This is a genomic window from Corallococcus sp. AB038B (assembly GCF_003668955.1).
Taxonomy (GTDB): Bacteria; Myxococcota; Myxococcia; order Myxococcales; family Myxococcaceae; genus Corallococcus; species Corallococcus exiguus.
Genome location: NZ_RAWO01000005.1, coordinates 139,661 through 155,648 on the forward strand (window position 1 = coordinate 139,661; position 15,988 = coordinate 155,648).

Consider the following 15,988-nt stretch of genomic DNA (forward strand, 5'->3'; position numbering starts at 1 on the left):
GACAGATTCACCCGGTGGTCCGCGAGGGGGTCCAGTCCAATGCCGTGCCGCAGCGTTTGCAAAAGCGCGCATCCACGTCATGACCCTGTGCGCCACAACCCGGACACGCCTGTGTATTCAAGGGCTGACGCGTAGCGGCGGCGAGCTCCACCGACACGATGCCCGTGGGCACCGCGATGATGCCGTAGCCCATCACCATCAGGATGGACGCGAGGAACTGCCCCGTCACCGTCTTGGGCGTGATGTCCCCGAAGCCCACCGTCGTCATCGTCACGATGGCCCAGTACATGGAGCGGGGGATGCTGTCGAAGCCGTTCGCCTCGCCCTCCACCATGTACATGACCGCGCCCATGATGACGTCGATGCTCAAGACCGTGCCCAGGAAGACGATGATCTTCGGTCGGCTCGCGCGCAGCGCCGTGAGCAGCACCTCCGCCTGACCCAGCAGGTGCCCCAGCTTGAGGATGCGGAAGACGCGCAGCAGGCGCAGCACGCGGATGACCAGCAGCGTCTGCGCGCCTGGGAACAGCACGCTCAGGAACGACGGCAACAGCGCCATCAGGTCCACGATGCCGAAGAAGCTTCGCGCGTAGTGCAGCGGTTGGCGCACCGCGATGAGCCGCAGCACGTATTCCAGCGCGAAGAGGATGGTGAAGACCCACTCGGCCACGTGCAGCGCGTGGCCATGCACCGCGCTCACCTCCGCGACGCTCTCCAGCATCACCGCCGCGACGCTGAACACGATGGCCCAGAGCAGGGCGATGTCGAACGCCCTCCCCGCCGGGGTGTCCGCTTCGAAGATGACCGTGTGCAGGCGGGCGCGGAGGCCGCTCGGGGGGCTCTGTTCGGAGGGACGGTCCACAGGCCGCGCAGCTTAGGCGCAATCCCGCTGGGAACGTTCAACAGCGTTCCTGTCTCCTGGACCGGCGGCTGCATTGCCAGGGCTGGTTCCCGTCCCGACGTTCCAGTCCGCCCTGTCCATGGCGCGGAGCGGCTCTGGCGCATGTTGCAAATCCTCAACGCCATCCCCGTGCGGCTGCTCGCCCTGATGGTGATGGGCCTGCTCTTCATATGCCTGGAGCTCGGCTACCGGCTCAGTCACCGGAGGCCGGAGCTCGGCGACGTGTCGGCGCTCCAGGCGTCGGTGCTCGGGCTGGTGGCGCTCCTGCTGGCCTTCTCCTTCTCCATGGCCGCGGACCGGTACTCGCTGCGCCGCTCCCTCGTGGTGAAGGAGGCGAACGCCATCGGCACGCTCTACCTGCGCCTCGGCTTTCTTCCCGAGCCCTCGCGCGGCGAGACGCGCGCCTGGCTGCGCCGCTACACCGACCTTCGCCTGGAGGGGCACGAAGTCGCGAATGAGCCGGCCGTCTTCGCGAAGCTGCTCCAGGAGTCGGAGTCGCTCCAGTCGGAGCTCTGGGCGCGGCTGGAGGCGCTGGCGCCCCAGGTGGAGGCCCCCGTGCTCATCCTCGTCACCCAGGCGATGAATGACGTGTTCGACGTCTCCGACGAGCGCCTGGCGGCGGCCCACAACCTCATCCCGTCCTCCATCCTCGCCCTGCTGCTCATCGGGATGTTCGGCTCCGGCGTGCTCCTGGGATACCGGCCGGAGGCGCACGTGCGCGGGCTCCTCTCCTGGGCCCTGTTCGTGGTCATCCTGACCGCCGTGATGTTCACCCTCCTGGACCTGGACCTCCCCACGCGAGGACGCATCCACGTGGATCAGGGGCCGATGCGGTCGCTCCAGGAGGAGCTGCGCACCCATCCCTGAACCACGTCCAGGCAATGGGCGCGAGGGGTCGTCCGTTCAAGGGGCATGCGGACCCTGAACGACACCTCGAAGCGCGTCTCCCTCTCCCTGTTCGGCCTGGGCCTGTCGCTGGCGGCCCTTCCCGCCATCGCGGGCGAAGCGCCCACGCCCCAGGAGGTCATGCGGGAGGCCCGGCGCAGCGTGCTCGCCGACGGCATCGAGAAGGCGGAGGCCGTGCGCATCGGCGGCATCGACCAGTGGATTTCGGTGCGCGGGCGCCACAAGGACAACCCGCTCTTGCTCTTCCTTCACGGCGGGCCGGGCTTCACCGCGCTGCCCACCGCGTACTTCTACCAGGGCGAATGGGAGGAGTACTTCACCGTCGCGCACTGGGACCAGCGCGGCGCGGGGAAGACGTATGCCCTCAATCCCCCGGACAAGGTGAAGCTCACCATGACCGTGGACCGCATGGTGGCGGACGCGGAGGAGGTGGCCGCGTACCTGCGCAAGACGTACGGCAAGAAGCGCATCGTGCTCGTGGGCCACAGCTGGGGCACGGTGCTGGGCGTGAAGCTCGCGCGGATGCACCCGGACTGGTTCGACGCGTACGTGGGCATCGGACAGGGGGTGGACATGCCGAAGAACGAAGCCCTGGGCTACGCGGCCACGCTCGCCGCGGCGAAGGCGGACGGCAACAAGAAGGCCATCGAGGACCTGGAGTCCATCGCCCCGTTCCCGGACCCGAAGGACCCCGCGCGCACGCTGGCCAACCTGCACAAGGAGCGCCGCTGGCTCATGCACTATGAGACCCACGGCTGGCGCGCGCCGGACTGGCACGGCGCCGAGGTCTGGCGCTACAGCCCGGACGTCACCGACAAGGACATGCAGGCGCGTGACGAGGGCCTGGACCTGAGCCTCGCGGCCTTCTGGGCGCCCATCACCCAGCTGAACCTCACGAAGGAGAACCGCTTCGCGCTGCCCGTCGTCTTCTTCCACGGCCGGCATGACCGCACCACGTCCGCGCAGCTGTTGGACGCTTGGTTCGCCACCGTCCAGGCGCCGTCGAAGAAGCTCGTCTGGTTCGAGGACTCCGCGCACATGGTGCACGAGGAGGAGCCCGGGAAGGTGCTCGTTCAACTCGTGCAGGACGTGCTCCCGCTCACGCGCGGGAAGTAGTCACGAAAAAGAAAGGCGGAACCCGAGCCCCTTTGGAAACTCCCGGGTTCCGCCCTGTCCTTCACGCCGAGGAAGAAGCCGTGAAGGACCGCCGAGCAGCTTCAAATCTTTTGGGGTGCCTCCGGGATGCCGGGGGGCACCGTGCCCGCCACGCCCGTGGGGACCGTCACCGGAGGCGTGACCGCGGCGCCCACGTGCATGCGGTGCTCCACCTCCGCGAACCGCGCGGACGCCTCCGCCTCCGGAGCCAGCACCGACACCAGCCAGCCGACGATGAAGGACAGCGGGATGGTGACGATGCCCGGGTTCTTCAGCGGGAAGAGGGCGGACGCGTTGCCCAGCAGCTCCACCTGCACCGTGGGCGACAGGAAGATGAGCAGCACCGCGCTGATGGAACCGGTGAGCATGCTGGCCACCGCGCCCTTGGTGGTGAAGCCCCTCCACAGCATGGACAACAGCAGCGCGGGGAAGTTCGCGCTCGCCGCGATGGCGAACGCCAGGCCCACCATGAAGGCCACGTTCTGGTTCTTGAAGACGACGCCCAGGATGATGGCCAGGATGCCCAGCGCGAGGCTGGCGAGGCGCGCCACCTTGAGCTGCTCCGCCTCCGGCGCGTGTCCCTTGCGCACCACGCTGGACCACAGGTCGTGGGACAGCGCCGCCGCGCCCGACAGCGTCAGGCCCGCCACCACCGCGAGGATGGTGGCGAAGGACACCGCGGAGATGAAGCCCAGGAAGCCCGTGCCGCCCACCACCTCCGCCAGCATGGGCGCCGCCATGTTGCCGCCCTTGTCCACGCTCACGATGGCCTGACGGCCCACCAGCACGGACGCGCCGAAGCCCAGGATGAACGTCACCAGGTAGAAGAATCCGATGAGGCCCGTGGCGTAGAAGACGCTGGTGCGCGCCGCCTTCGCGTTGGGCACCGTGTAGAAGCGCATCAGGATGTGCGGCAGGCCCGCCGTGCCGAACATCAGCGCCAGGCCCAGGGAGAGGGTCTCCAGCGGGTTGGACACCAGCTTGCCCGGCGCCAGCGCCTCCGGCCCGTAGCGGTTCACCGCCTCGCTGAAGAGCGCCGCGGGGCTGAAGCCGAACTTGTACAGCACCGAGATGGCCAGCGCCGTCGCGCCGCCCAGCAGCAGCACCGCCTTCACAATCTGCACCCACGTCGTGGCGATCATCCCGCCGAACAGCACGTAGAGGATCATCACCGCGCCCACGATGACGACGGCCGTCTCATAGGAGAGGCCGAACAGCAGGCGGATGAGGTTGCCCGCGCCCACCATCTGGGCAATCAGATAGAAGACGACGACGGTGAGCGTGCCCACCGCGGCGGACAGCCGCACCGGGGTCTGCTTCAGACGGTAGGCCACCACGTCCGCGAAGGTGTACTTGCCCAGGTTGCGCAGGGGCTCCGCGATGAGGAAGGTCACCACGGGCCAGCCCACCAGCCAGCCCACGGAGTAGATGAGCCCGTCGAAGCCGGACGTGGCCACGAGCCCCGCGATGCCCAGGAAGCTGGCGGCGCTCATGAAGTCGCCGGCGAGGGCGAAGCCGTTCTGCCCCGCGCTGATGCCGCCACCGGCGGCGAAGAACTCCGACGTCGTCTTCGTCTTGCGCGCCGCCCAGTACGTGATGGCCAGCGTGATGCTGACGAAGAGGAGGAAGAAGACGATGGCCGTGGTGTTGGGCTGGCCAATCTGCGTGCCCGTGGTCGTGGGATTCATGGGTGGCCTTTCAGCGGCGCAGTTCGTCGAGTGCGCTGTCGTACTTGCGGTTGGCCCAGCTCATGTAGACGCCTGTCAGCACCCAGGCGCAGAGGATGGTGAGCGCTCCCAGCACGATGCCGACGGACAGCCCCGGCATGAACTGGTGCCCCATCAGCGGCCGGTTGAAGGCCACCAGCAGGATGAAGCCCAGATAGACGACCAGCATCGCCACCGTCAGCGCGCCGGCCACGCGCCAGCGTCGCGCGGCGAGTGCCTTCAACGCCTCGTCCTTGGAATTGCCGTACATCGGTGTTCCTCCTTGCGAAGCGTGAAAGGGACCGCGAGGGGACTTCAGCGGCGCGAGGCTGGAGGCAGGCCCTTGGTGAGCAGTTCATCCAGAACAGAGGGGTCCGCGAGCGTGCTCGCGTCACCCAGGTTCTCCGTCTCGCCGCCGGCAATCTTGCGGAGCATGCGGCGCAGAATCTTTCCGGAGCGCGTCTTGGGCAGGCCCGACACCAGCACCACCCGGTCCGGCGTGGCGATGGGCCCAATCACGTGGCGCACCTGCTCGCGCAGCGTGCCCACCATCTTCTCGTCCGGCGTGCGCAGGAAGTCCGGCTTCACCGTGACGAAGGCGCACACACCCGTGCCCTTCAAGTCGTGGGGGAAGCCCACCACGGCGGCCTCGGCGACGGCCTCGTGGGCGACGAGCGCGCTCTCCACCTCCGCGGTGCCCAGGCGGTGGCCGGACACGTTGAGCACGTCGTCCACGCGGCCGGTGATCCAGTAGTAGCCGTCCTCGTCGCGGCGGCAGCCGTCGCCGGTGAAGTACAGCGGCAGGAAGCGCGCGTAGTACGTCTCCACGAAGCGCGAGTGGTGGCCGTACAGCGTCCGCGCCTGACCCGGCCACGAACGCGCGAGGCACAGGTTGCCGTTGACGCCGTTGCCCTCCAGCTTCTTGCCCTCCTCATCCACCAGCACCGGCTCCACGCCGAAGAAGGGGAGGGTGGCGCTGCCGGGCTTGCAGGGCGTCGCGCCCGGCAGCGGCGCGATGAGGATGCCGCCCGTCTCCGTCTGCCACCATGTGTCCACCACGGGGCAGCGGCCCTCGCCCACCACGTCGTGGAACCAGCGCCAGACCTCCGGGTTGATGGGCTCGCCCACGCTGCCCAACAGGCGCAGCGACTTGCGGGACGACTTCGTGACGAAGCTGTCGCCCTCCTTGATGAGCGAGCGCAGCGCGGTGGGCGCGGTGTAGAGCGTGGTGGCCTTCAGGTCGTCCACCACCTGCCAGAGACGGCTCGCGTCCGGCCACGTCGGGGTGGACTCGAAGAGGACCGTGGTGGTGCCGGTGGAGAGCGGGCCGTACACGAGATACGAGTGGCCCGTCACCCAGCCCACGTCCGCGGTGCAGAAGTGCACGTCGTCCGGCTGCGTGTCGAAGATGTAGCGGAACGTCGTGTTCGCGTAGACGAGGTATCCGCCCGTCGTGTGCAGCACGCCCTTGGGCTTCCCGGTGGAGCCGGACGTGTAGAGGATGAAGAGCGGATCCTCCGCGTCCATCCACTCGGCGGGGCAGACGCCGCGGTGCTTCTGCACCTCCACGTCCAGCCAGTGGTCGCGCCCCTCGCGCATGGGCACTTCCTTGGGCGTGCGGCGCGCGACGAGCACGGACGTCACCTGGGGCAGGCCGTCCAGGGCCTCGTCGGTGATGGCCTTGGTGGCCACGCTCTTGGGGCCACGCGGGCCTTCATTGGCGGTGATGACGACCTTCGCGCCGGAGTCCAGCACGCGCTCGCGCAGCGAGTCCGCGGAGAAGCCCGCGAACACCACCGAGTGCACCGCGCCGATGCGCGCGCACGCCAGCAGCGAGTACACCAGCTCCGGAATCATGGGCAGGTAGACGATGACGCGGTCGCCCTTCCGCACGCCGTGCGCCTTGAGCACGTTGGCCAGGCGGTTCACGTGGTGGGCGAGGTCGCGGAAGGTGATGGTCTCGTACTCGCCGGGCGTGTTCTTCGCCCAGAGGATGGCGGCCTTGTCCGGGCGCGCCTTCGCGTGGCGGTCCACACAGTTGACCGTCACGTTGAGCTTGCCGCCCACGAACCAGGCGAAGTCCGCGGCCTGTTCGTTCACCTCGCGGATGGACTCCGGCGGGTGGAACCAGGTGAGCTGCCGGGCTTGTTCGCCCCAGAAGGCATCCGGGGCGTCCAGGCTCTGACGGTAGAGGCGCTGGTACTCCTCCAGGCTCTTCACGTGCGCGGTACGGCGGAAGGCTTCCTTGGGCTGGAAGAGCGAATCCGTGTCGGTGGCCATGGGTGGAGTCCTCAGTAGAAGAGCTGGAGCTGGGCGGTGCCGGTGATGCCCGTGGTCGTGTGGGCGATGTCTCCCACGCGTGACACGGCCACCTCCGTCTTCAGGTTGAAGGTGTGCTTCTGGAACCAGAGGTTGAGGCCGGGCTTGAACGTGAGCAGGTCCGTCGCCGCCACGCGCCCGTTGAAGTACTCGCTGCTGAAGACGGGCTCGACGATGCCGATGCGGTAGCCCAGCTCCACGAAGAAGCCGGTGCCGCTGCGCACGTTGTCGAAGCCCTGCTGCCAGGAGAAGACGTTGCTCTGGAAGACGAACTCCTGGTTGTCGCCGATGGGGATGTCCAGGAAGATGTCCGCCGCCATGGCCACCGCGGAGTGGATGCCGGAGGCGGTGGCGATGGCGTTGTACTGGTAGTCACCGCCCACGCCGAACGACAGCATGGGCTGGTCCGTGAAGTAGATGCCGCGCAGGAACTGGTCGTACTCGCGGCCCCAGACGTTGTAGCGCGCGGTGCCCACGACGCGCGGCAGGTCGTCCGCGTTGACCGTCTGGCCATTCTCCAGCTTCGCGCCCTCCACGCCGTTGAGGATGGCGGCGCGGTACGTCCAGGGGCCCGCGAAGCCGCGCACCTGCACGCCCATGTCGCGCCACACCTTGCCCACGCCTGGCGGGTAGCGGATGAGGTCGGAGTGGTAGTCCACCGTCTGGAGCGCGATGGCGCCCTGCAGCGCGTGGTGAGACAGCGGCGCGAGGATGAAGCCCGCCTCCACCCACGTCTTGTCGGCGAACTCGTACGCGACCGTGGCGTCCTGGATGTAGAAGGCGGGGCTGTAGTCGCCGTTCTTGCCGAAGTTCGGCTGGTCCGTGTCGATGAAGAACGACAGCTTCTTCGTGATGGACCCGAAGAGGAGCAGCCGCACGCGGCGCAGGAAGAAGTCCGTCCCCACGCCACCCGTGGGCGCGCCGTCCTTGACGAGCTGCATCTGCGGGTGCAGCAGCACGTCCACGTTGAGGACCGCGTCCTCGGTGATTTGAATCTTGCCCGCCGCCGCCGGCAGCGCGGTCAGCAGGGCCGTGAGCACCAGAAACCGCGACAGGGGGTGGGGGACGGGGCGCATGGGTCCCCAGCCCCAGAGCAACACGCGTTCCACCCGCGTGTGCCCCGGGTTTCAGGACCTTGGGGGTTGGCTCGCCGCGTCAGGATGTGGCGGAAGGTGACAGGGCGTTACCCCCCGTAACGATTCGTGCAGCGCGTCGTAACACCGGGGTGACGCGTCGGAGCTTCAGGCGCGGGTGCGCGGGATGCCCAGCCGCTGACGCTTCTCCCAGAGCGTCTTGCGGCTGATGCCCAGCCGGCGAGCGAGCTCTGTCTCGCCCATGCGCTCTTGGTGCTCCAGCACGAAGCGGCGGAAGTACTCCTCCATGGAGTCCGGCGAGCGCGGATCCTCGCTGGCCGGGACGAGCGGAAAGTCCGTCTCCTCCAACGCGGGCGGACTGCTGTCCGCTCCCGGCCCGCCCGGTGGCTCCAGCGCCAACAGGTCGGCGGTGAGGAGTGGCCCATCCGCGAGGATGACCGCGCGTTCGATGGCGTTCTCCAACTCGCGCACGTTGCCCGGCCATGGATGCTGCGCGATGGCCGCCAACGCGTCCGGGGACAGTGATGCGGGCGGGCGCCCGATGCGTCGGCTGGCCCGCTCCAGCAGGTGTTTCGCCAGCGCGGGCACGTCCTCGCCGCGCTCGCGCAGGGGCGGCAGGCGGATTTCGACGACGCGCAGGCGGAAGTAGAGGTCTTGGCGGAACAGCCCCTCCTGCACGCGGCGGGGCAGGTCGCGGTGCGTGGCCGCGAGGATGCGCACGTCCACCTTGCGCGAGCGCGTGGCGCCCACCCGCCGCACCTCTCCGTCCTGGAGCATGCGCAACAGGCGCGCCTGCGCGGGCGCGGGCAGCTCCCCAATCTCATCCAGGAAGAGCGTGCCGCCGTGCGCGGCCTCTACGAGTCCCGCGTGCGCGGCCTGCGCGCCGGTGAAGGCGCCCTTCTCGTGGCCGAACAGCTCGCTCTCCAGCAGGCCTTCGGGAATGGCGGCGCAGTTGACCGCGATGAGCGGCCCCTCCGCGCGAGGGCTCTGCGCATGGACGGCGCGGGCCACCAACTCCTTGCCGGTGCCGGACTCACCCAGCACCAGCACGGTGGCGGCGGACGGGGCGACCTTGCGCACGCGCTCGAACACGTCGCGCATGGCGGTGGAGTTGCCCACCATTCCGCCGGGGGACCAGGTCTGCTCCACCTCGCGCTTGAGGGCGGCGTTCTGACGGGTGAGCCGGCCCTCGCGCAGCACGCGCTCCACCTGGAGCAGCAGTTCGTCGTGGTCGAAGGGCTTCGCGATGTAGTCCACCGCGCCCAGCTTCATCGCGTCCACGGCGGACTTCACCGTGGCGAAGCTGGTCATGATGAGCACCGGCACGCCCGGACACAGCGCGATGATGTCCGTGCCCGGCGGCCCGGGCAGGCGCAAGTCGGAGATGACCAGGTCGAAGGCGTCCAGCGTGTGCTCGGCCGCGGCTTCCGGCACGGCGCCCGCTTCCGCCACGTCGTGGCCCGCGCGGGTGAGCAGCCTTCGCAGCTCCGTGCGGATGATGGGTTCGTCCTCGATGACCAGGATGCGGCTCAAGCGGAGGCCTCCTGTTTCAGTGCGTCCGCGCGGGGCAGGCTCAGCGTCACGCGGGTGCCGCCGTCCTGGCGGGCCTCGATGCGCAGCGTGCCGCCGTGCTCGCGCACGATGCCCTCCACCAGCGTGAGGCCCAGGCCGGTACCTTCGCCGGGCTGCTTGGTGGTGAAGAACGGTTCGAAGATGCGTTGCGACAGCTCCGGGGCGACGCCGTGTCCCCGGTCCTCCACCTGGATGCGCACCTGGTCTCCCGAAGCTTCCGCCAACAGGTCCACGCGCGAGCCCGCGGGCGACGCGTCGATGGCGTTGGTCAAGAGGTTCACCAGCACCTGCTCCAGCCGCTGCGCGTCGCCGCGCACGTCCAGCCCGTCCGGGCTCTGGTGCGTGCACTCCACGTCACGCGCCTTGCGCGACAGCCGGGCCAGCTGCGCTGCCTCCGCGAGCAGTGGGCCCACCGCCACGCGCGTGAAGGGCCGGGACTCGCCGCCGACCGTGCCCGAGTGGCCGAAGCCCACCAGCGCTCGGACGATGGTGTCGATGCGGCGGCACTGCTGGAGGATGAGCCCCACGCGCTCGCGCACGGCCTCCGGATCCTCCAATTCATATTTGAGGTTCTGGCTGATGCTGGCGATGGCGGTGAGCGGATTGCCAATCTCATGCGCCACGCCCGCGGCCACCCGGCCCAGCGACGCGAGCCGCTCCTGGTGCGCGAGTCGCGCGTCCACCGCCTTGCGCTCCGTCCAGTCCTCCACCAGGAACGTGATGCCCGTCTCCCCGCCGCTGGTGTCGTCCGAAGGCGCGAGCCGCGAGCGGTGCAGGCGCAGCGAGCGCTGCTTGCCTTTCACCATCACGCGCACCTCGTCGTCACCGCAAGGGGCCCGCGCGAGCTCCGCGAACAGGGGACCCCACGGCTCCGCCAATCGCCCGAGCGGCAAGCCGCGCGCGGAGTCCATGGGCACGCCCGACAGCGCCTCCAGCGCGGCGTTCCAGATGACGACCTCGCCGTCCGGCCCCATGGCGCACACGCCCAGGGGCAGGTCCTCCAGGATGCGGTAGAGGTAGCGGCGCACGACCTCCAGCTCGCGCAGCGGGCCGCGCATGTCGCGTGCGTCGCGCAGCCGCTCCTCCACGAAGCGCAGTTGATCCGCCAGGGCCGTGCGCGCGCCGGGATCCAGCCGCAACGCTTCGCCCACCGCGAGCCGCGCCAGCACCGGACCGATGAGGCCGGAGAGGTTGCGCTCCACGCCGTCGCGCAGGCGGCGCAGCTCCGCGGGCCGGCGCTCGTCGGGGGACAGTTCCAGCGCCTCGCGCGCGCGGTCCACCTCCGCCGCGGCCACCTGCGCGCCCAGCACGGGCTCCAGTTGCCGGCGGAACTCGTCCGGGGAGCTGGCCACCACGCTGCCCTCCGCGAGCCCCGGCGCCTCGCGCGCGCACACCCGCGCGGCCTCCTTCTCCTCCAGGGACTGGTGCGTGACGAGCGACACCGCCACGAAGCACAGGGAGTTGAGGGCCAGCGAGGTGAAGGTGGCGAAGCCCCAGGGTTCGTCAGCGCTGAAGCCCAGGGTCACGGAGATCTGGTTGGTCCATGCCACCAGTGACGGCGGCTCCCACAGCGGGGCCAGCAGCGTGAGGGCCCACGTCGTCCCGCCCGCCAGGAGCCCCGCGAGCAGCCCCGCGCGCGTGGCCTTGGGCCACATCAGGAGCCCCAGCACGCCCGGCGCGAACTGCGCGGTGGCCACGAAGGACACGAGTCCCAGGTCCACCAGCCCCGTCGCCCGCGCGTTCAGCAGCCGGTAGAAGCCGTACCCCGCCAGGATGACGGCGGCGATGAGCACGCGCCGGGCCCACAACAACCACCCGTAGAGGTCATCGCGTCCGCGCGTGGTGCTCAGCGGCAGCACCAGGTGCGTCAGGCACATGGGGGCGAGCGCGAGCGTGGTGACGATGACCATGGCGCTCGCCGCGGACACGCCGCCCAGGAAGGCGATGAGCGCGAGCAGTGGAGCGCCCTTCGAGATGGGCACGGAGAGGACGTGGAAGTCCGCGGGCCAGGGCAGGCCCAGCGCCTCTCCGGACCACAGCAGCACGGGCACCGCCACGTTGATGAGCAGCATCAAGAGCGGGTAGGCCCACGCGACGGTAGCCAGGCCGTCGCGCTCGGGCGCTTCCGTGAAGGCCACGTGGTACTGCCGGGGCGTGAGGAAGGCGGCGATGGTGGAGAGCACCAACAGTGGCGCCCAGGACGCGTCGCGCGCGGGGCGCTGGAGGGCTTCCACCGCCTCCGGATGGCGGGTGAGCCAGTCGTTGAGCCCGCCCACGCCGCCGAAGACGGACATCACGCACCAGCCCGCGACGATGAGCAGCGCGAGCAGCTTCACTCCCGACTCGAAGGCGATGGCCAGCATCAGGCCTTCATGCCGCTCGCGCGGGGCGGGGTGGCGGGCGCCGAAGAGGAGCGCGAAGACGATGAGCACGCCGCAGAAGCCGGGCCCCACCAGCGCGGGGGAGGCGGCGGGGCTCAAGAGGCGCGCGGACTCCACGACGGCGCGAATCTGGAGCGCCAGGTAGGGCATGCTGCCAGCCAGCGCGAACAGCGTCACCGCCGTGCCCGTCACCTGTCCGGGGTAGCGGAAGGCGAGCAGGTCCGCGAGCGAGGTGAGCTGCAACTCGCGCGTCAGCCGCAGCAGCGGCCGCCACAGCACGGGGGCGAGCAGGCACGCGAGCGTGAGGCCCAGGTAGATGCCCAGGTAGCGGAAGCCATGGCGGGCCGCGTAGCCCACGCTGCCGAAGTAGGACCAGGACGTGGCGTACACGCCCAGGGCCAGCGCGTACGTCAGCGGGTGTTGGGTGATGCGCTGGGAGATGCGGCCCTTCTCCGCCGCGTAGGCCACCAGGAACAGCACGCCCAGGTAGGCCACGGAGGCGATGACGAGCGGGCCCAGCCCCAGCGTCATGGGCGCAGGCTCCGGTGCGCCACCCACCCGCCCAGGGCGATGACGCCCAGCCACACGACGAAGGGAAGCGAAGCGGGAGCCCCTTCGGCCAGCCACAGCCGGCGCAGCGGCGAGCCGAACAGCAGCACCGCCACGGCGAACACCAACAGCGACGGCATGGCGGGAGGGTCCGCGGGGGGCCGCGACATGCCGGGGAGGATAGCAGCCCCGGAAGGCCGCGAGGGGGGCCGTGATAAGCCGGCAGGCCATGGCTCCCCCGGACGTGCCCCCGTTCTCCGAACTGCCCCAGTTCACGCTGGACCGTGCATCGCTGCGCCTGCTCCCCGAGTCCTTCTGCCGCCGCCTGGGCGTCGCGGTGATGGGCAAGGTGGACGCGGCCCACGACACGGAAGCCGTGACGGTGGCGATGCTGGACCCGGAGGATGAGTCGGTGCGCTGCCGCATCGCGGACTTCCTGCGCCGGCCGGTGCGCCCGGTGCGGCTCAACCGCTACGAAATCGATTCCGCATTGGAGGCGGGCTTCGGCGCGGGGGAGCACGCGTCCGTGGACGTGGTGCTGAAGGCCGGCACGGAGCTGTCCCAACGGCCCACGGCGGTGGAGTTGGTGAACCACGTGCTCGCGGTGGCGGTGACGCAGAACGCGTCCGACATCCACCTGGAGAGCTACACGGACGACGTGGACCTGCGCTACCGCGTCGACGGCATCCTCCACCAGACGTACACGGACATCTCCCCGGACTCGCTGCCGGAGGTGGTGAGCCGCATCAAGGTGATGGCGGGGCTGGACATCGCGGAGAAGCGGCGGCCCCAGGATGGCCGCCTGCGGGCGCTCTACGAAGGCGCGGCCGGACGGAAGTTCGTGGACTTCCGCGTGAGCGTGGTGCCCTCACCCGCGGGCGAGGACGTGGTCATCCGCCTGCTCGACGCCACGGTGGGCCTGGTGCCGGTGGAGAAGTTGGGGATGACGCCGGAGCTGCAGGCCACGGTGCTGCGGCTGCTCGGCAACCCGGAGGGGTTGGTGCTGGTGACGGGCCCCACGGGCAGCGGGAAGACGACGACGTTGTACGCGGCGCTCGCGCGGCTCAACGACGGGCGCAAGAAGATCATCACCGCGGAGGACCCCATTGAGTACGTGGTCCCCAAGGTGAACCAGAAGCAGGTGTCGGCGCAGATGCCGCACCTGACGCTGTTGCGCGCGCTCCTGCGGCAGGACCCCAACGTGATGCTGGTGGGCGAGATTCGCGACCTGGAGACGGGCAGCACCGCGCTGATGGCGGCGTCCACGGGGCACGTGGTGCTGGGCACGCTGCACACGGCGGATGCCATTGGCGCGGTGAGCCGCCTGCGCGGGTTGAAGCTGGAGGACGGCGACATCGCGGAGGCGCTGCTCGCGGTGCTGGCACAGCGGCTGGTGCGGCGCATCTGTCCGGAGTGCGCCGCGCCCACCACGCCGACGGCGGATCAACTGGCACTGCTGGGGCCGCTGCTGGACGGCGTGCAACCCCGGGCGGGGCAGGGCTGCGAGGCGTGCCGCCACACCGGCTTCAAGGGGCGCGTGGGCCTCTTCGAGCTGCTGGTGGTGGATCCGGAGCTGCAACTGCTCATCGCCACCGGAGCCCCGGGCGTCCAACTGCGCCGGCACGCGCGGGCGCGGGGCTTCCGCACGCTGGTGGAGGACGCGCTGGCGAAGGTGGCGGCCGGGGTCACCACGCTGCACGAGCTGACGCGCGTGGTGCCCTACCGCTACATCCTCACGGCTCGGGAGGAGCGCCAGGCTCCGGGGTGACGTCCGGGCCCGGAGGCAGCATCACGGTGAAGGTCGAGCCCTCGCCCAGGATGCTGCGCACCTGGACGATGCCGCCGTGGGCTTCGATGATCTGCTGGGTGATGAAGAGGCCCAGCCCCAGCCCGCCGTAGTTGCGCTCGGAGACGGCGCGCACGAAGCGCTCGAAGACGCGCGGTTGGTCCGAGAGCGGGATGCCGATGCCCTCATCCTTCACACTCAGCACGGCCAGCCCGGCGTCCATGCGGACCCGGATGTGGACGGGCTTGCCCGCGCCGTACTTGAGCGCGTTGGTGAGCAGGTTGGTGATGACCTGATCCATCCGGGCCCGGTCCCAGTTCCCCTCGATGGGCGTGGCGGCCTCCAGCGTGACGACGCAGTCGACCTGCGCGGACTGGGGCGCGTAGCGGGTCACCACCTCCCGCGCGAGCGAGGCCAGGTCCATGGGCGCCCGGTCCAAGCGCAGCTGACCCATGCTGATGCGCGACACGTCCAGCAGGTCCTCGATGAGGTCCGACAGCTTGCGCACCTGGCGGCGGGCCACCTCCAGGTCGCGGGCGATGCGCTCCACGGGCAGGGTGGCGGAAGGGTTGTTCTCCACGGTGCGCAGCAGGGCCGTGAGCTTGAGCTGGAGCGGGGTGAGCGGCGTCTTCAGCTCGTGCGAGGCGACGGAGAGGAACTCATCGCGGGCGCGCACGGCGTCGCGGAGCATCTCCAGCTCGCGCCGCTCCTGGTTCTGCTTGCGCTGGGTGATGTCGCGCGTCACCTTGGCGAAGCCCTGGAGCTTGCCGTTCGGGTCGCGCAGCGCGGTGATGACGACGCTGGCCCAGAAGAGGCTGCCGTCCTTGCGGACGCGCCACGCCTCCTCCTCGAAGTGGCCTTCGCGGGTGGCCACCTGGAGGGCGTGCCAGGGCTTGCCCCGGGCCACGTCCTCCGGGGGGAAGAAGCGGCTGAAGTGCTGGCCGATGATCTCCTCGGACTTGTACTGCTTGAAGCGCTCGGCGCCCGCGTTCCAGGTGGAGACGTGGCCATCGGGGTCGAGCATGTAGATGGCGTAGTCCTGGATGTGCTCGACGAGCAGGCGGAAGCGCTCCTCGCTCTGCTGCAGTTGCTCCTGGGCGAGCTTGCGCTCGGTGAAGTCGCGCGTCACCTCGCCGTAGCCCACGAGCTGGCCCTGGGCGTCGCGCATCGCGGTGATGACGACATTGGCCCAGAAGAGGCTGTGGTCCTTGCGGACACGCCAGCCTTCTTCCTCGAAGCGGCCCTCGCGGCTGACGACCTCCAGGTCCTGCTGGGGCTTGCCGCGGGAGATGTCCTCGGGAGGATAGAAGCGGCTGAAGTGCTGACCGAGGATCTCCTCGGACTGGTAGCCCTTGATGCGTTCGGCGCCGGTGTTCCAGCTCACGATGTTTCCCGCTGGGTCCAGCGTCAGGATGGCGTAGTCCTTCACGCTGTCGATGAACAGGCGCAGCTGCGCGCCCATGTCGCGAGCCGCGTGAGGGGTCGCGTAGGCGATGTCGCCACCGCTGGCGGACGAGGGAGGCTGGCTGTCGTCCAGGGGACTTCGCATAGACCGTCCAGCGTAACGCACGGCGCGGGGGCTTCGGTGAGGAACGACAGGGTGGATCCATCCACCAACC

Annotated in this window: 12 protein-coding genes; 3 read left to right on the forward strand and 9 right to left on the reverse strand. The window is 69.8% G+C overall.

Features of this window, described 5'->3' with window-relative positions:
• Positions 1 to 7: 7 nt before the first annotated feature.
• Positions 8 to 862, reverse strand: a complete 855-nt coding sequence (locus tag D7Y04_RS22075; protein WP_121760611.1) for an ion transporter — start codon at positions 860 to 862, stop codon at positions 8 to 10.
• 141 nt (positions 863 to 1,003) lie between these two features.
• On the opposite strand from D7Y04_RS22075, the gene D7Y04_RS22080 reads away from it, so the two are divergent.
• Positions 1,004 to 1,768 (forward strand): hypothetical protein, encoded by a 765-nt coding sequence (locus tag D7Y04_RS22080; RefSeq protein WP_121760612.1) that lies wholly within the window; start codon positions 1,004 to 1,006, stop codon positions 1,766 to 1,768.
• Between the two features lie 45 nt (positions 1,769 to 1,813).
• Positions 1,814 to 2,923, forward strand: a complete 1,110-nt coding sequence (locus tag D7Y04_RS22085) for an alpha/beta fold hydrolase (protein WP_121760613.1) — start codon at positions 1,814 to 1,816, stop codon at positions 2,921 to 2,923.
• Between the two features lie 101 nt (positions 2,924 to 3,024).
• Here D7Y04_RS22085 and D7Y04_RS22090 read toward each other — a convergent pair whose 3' ends face one another.
• The 7 genes from D7Y04_RS22090 to D7Y04_RS22120 all read right to left on the reverse strand — a co-directional run bounded on the left by D7Y04_RS22090 (position 3,025) and on the right by D7Y04_RS22120 (position 12,753).
• A complete protein-coding gene (locus tag D7Y04_RS22090) occupies positions 3,025 to 4,650 on the reverse strand; it encodes a sodium/solute symporter (RefSeq protein ID WP_120596228.1) in 1,626 nt (541 codons plus the stop codon).
• Positions 4,651 to 4,660: 10 nt separating this feature from the next.
• Complete coding sequence (locus tag D7Y04_RS22095) at positions 4,661 to 4,939, reverse strand: DUF485 domain-containing protein (RefSeq protein ID WP_120577525.1); 279 nt, start codon at positions 4,937 to 4,939, stop codon at positions 4,661 to 4,663.
• A gap of 44 nt (positions 4,940 to 4,983) precedes the next feature.
• Entirely contained in the window at positions 4,984 to 6,948 is a 1,965-nt protein-coding gene (gene acs, locus D7Y04_RS22100; RefSeq protein WP_121760614.1) for an acetate--CoA ligase, read from the reverse strand.
• 11 nt (positions 6,949 to 6,959) lie between these two features.
• A complete protein-coding gene (locus D7Y04_RS22105) occupies positions 6,960 to 8,063 on the reverse strand; it encodes a hypothetical protein (RefSeq protein ID WP_121760615.1) in 1,104 nt (367 codons plus the stop codon).
• Positions 8,064 to 8,228: 165 nt separating this feature from the next.
• Entirely contained in the window at positions 8,229 to 9,614 is a 1,386-nt protein-coding gene (locus tag D7Y04_RS22110; RefSeq protein ID WP_120596225.1) for a sigma-54 dependent transcriptional regulator, read from the reverse strand.
• Positions 9,611 to 12,565 (reverse strand): ATP-binding protein, encoded by a 2,955-nt coding sequence (locus D7Y04_RS22115; protein WP_121760616.1) that lies wholly within the window; start codon positions 12,563 to 12,565, stop codon positions 9,611 to 9,613. Before D7Y04_RS22115 ends, D7Y04_RS22110 begins: the two co-directional genes overlap by 4 nt.
• Entirely contained in the window at positions 12,562 to 12,753 is a 192-nt protein-coding gene (locus tag D7Y04_RS22120; RefSeq protein WP_043322057.1) for a hypothetical protein, read from the reverse strand. Before D7Y04_RS22120 ends, D7Y04_RS22115 begins: the two co-directional genes overlap by 4 nt.
• 59 nt (positions 12,754 to 12,812) lie before the next feature.
• On the opposite strand from D7Y04_RS22120, the gene D7Y04_RS22125 reads away from it, so the two are divergent.
• Complete coding sequence (locus D7Y04_RS22125) at positions 12,813 to 14,351, forward strand: GspE/PulE family protein (protein ID WP_121760617.1); 1,539 nt, start codon at positions 12,813 to 12,815, stop codon at positions 14,349 to 14,351.
• Here the strand turns inward: D7Y04_RS22125 and D7Y04_RS22130 are convergent.
• Complete coding sequence (locus tag D7Y04_RS22130; RefSeq protein ID WP_121760618.1) at positions 14,317 to 15,918, reverse strand: PAS domain-containing sensor histidine kinase; 1,602 nt, start codon at positions 15,916 to 15,918, stop codon at positions 14,317 to 14,319. The two genes, D7Y04_RS22125 and D7Y04_RS22130, sit on opposite strands and share 35 nt — an antisense overlap.
• Between the last annotated feature and the right edge of the window lie 70 nt (positions 15,919 to 15,988).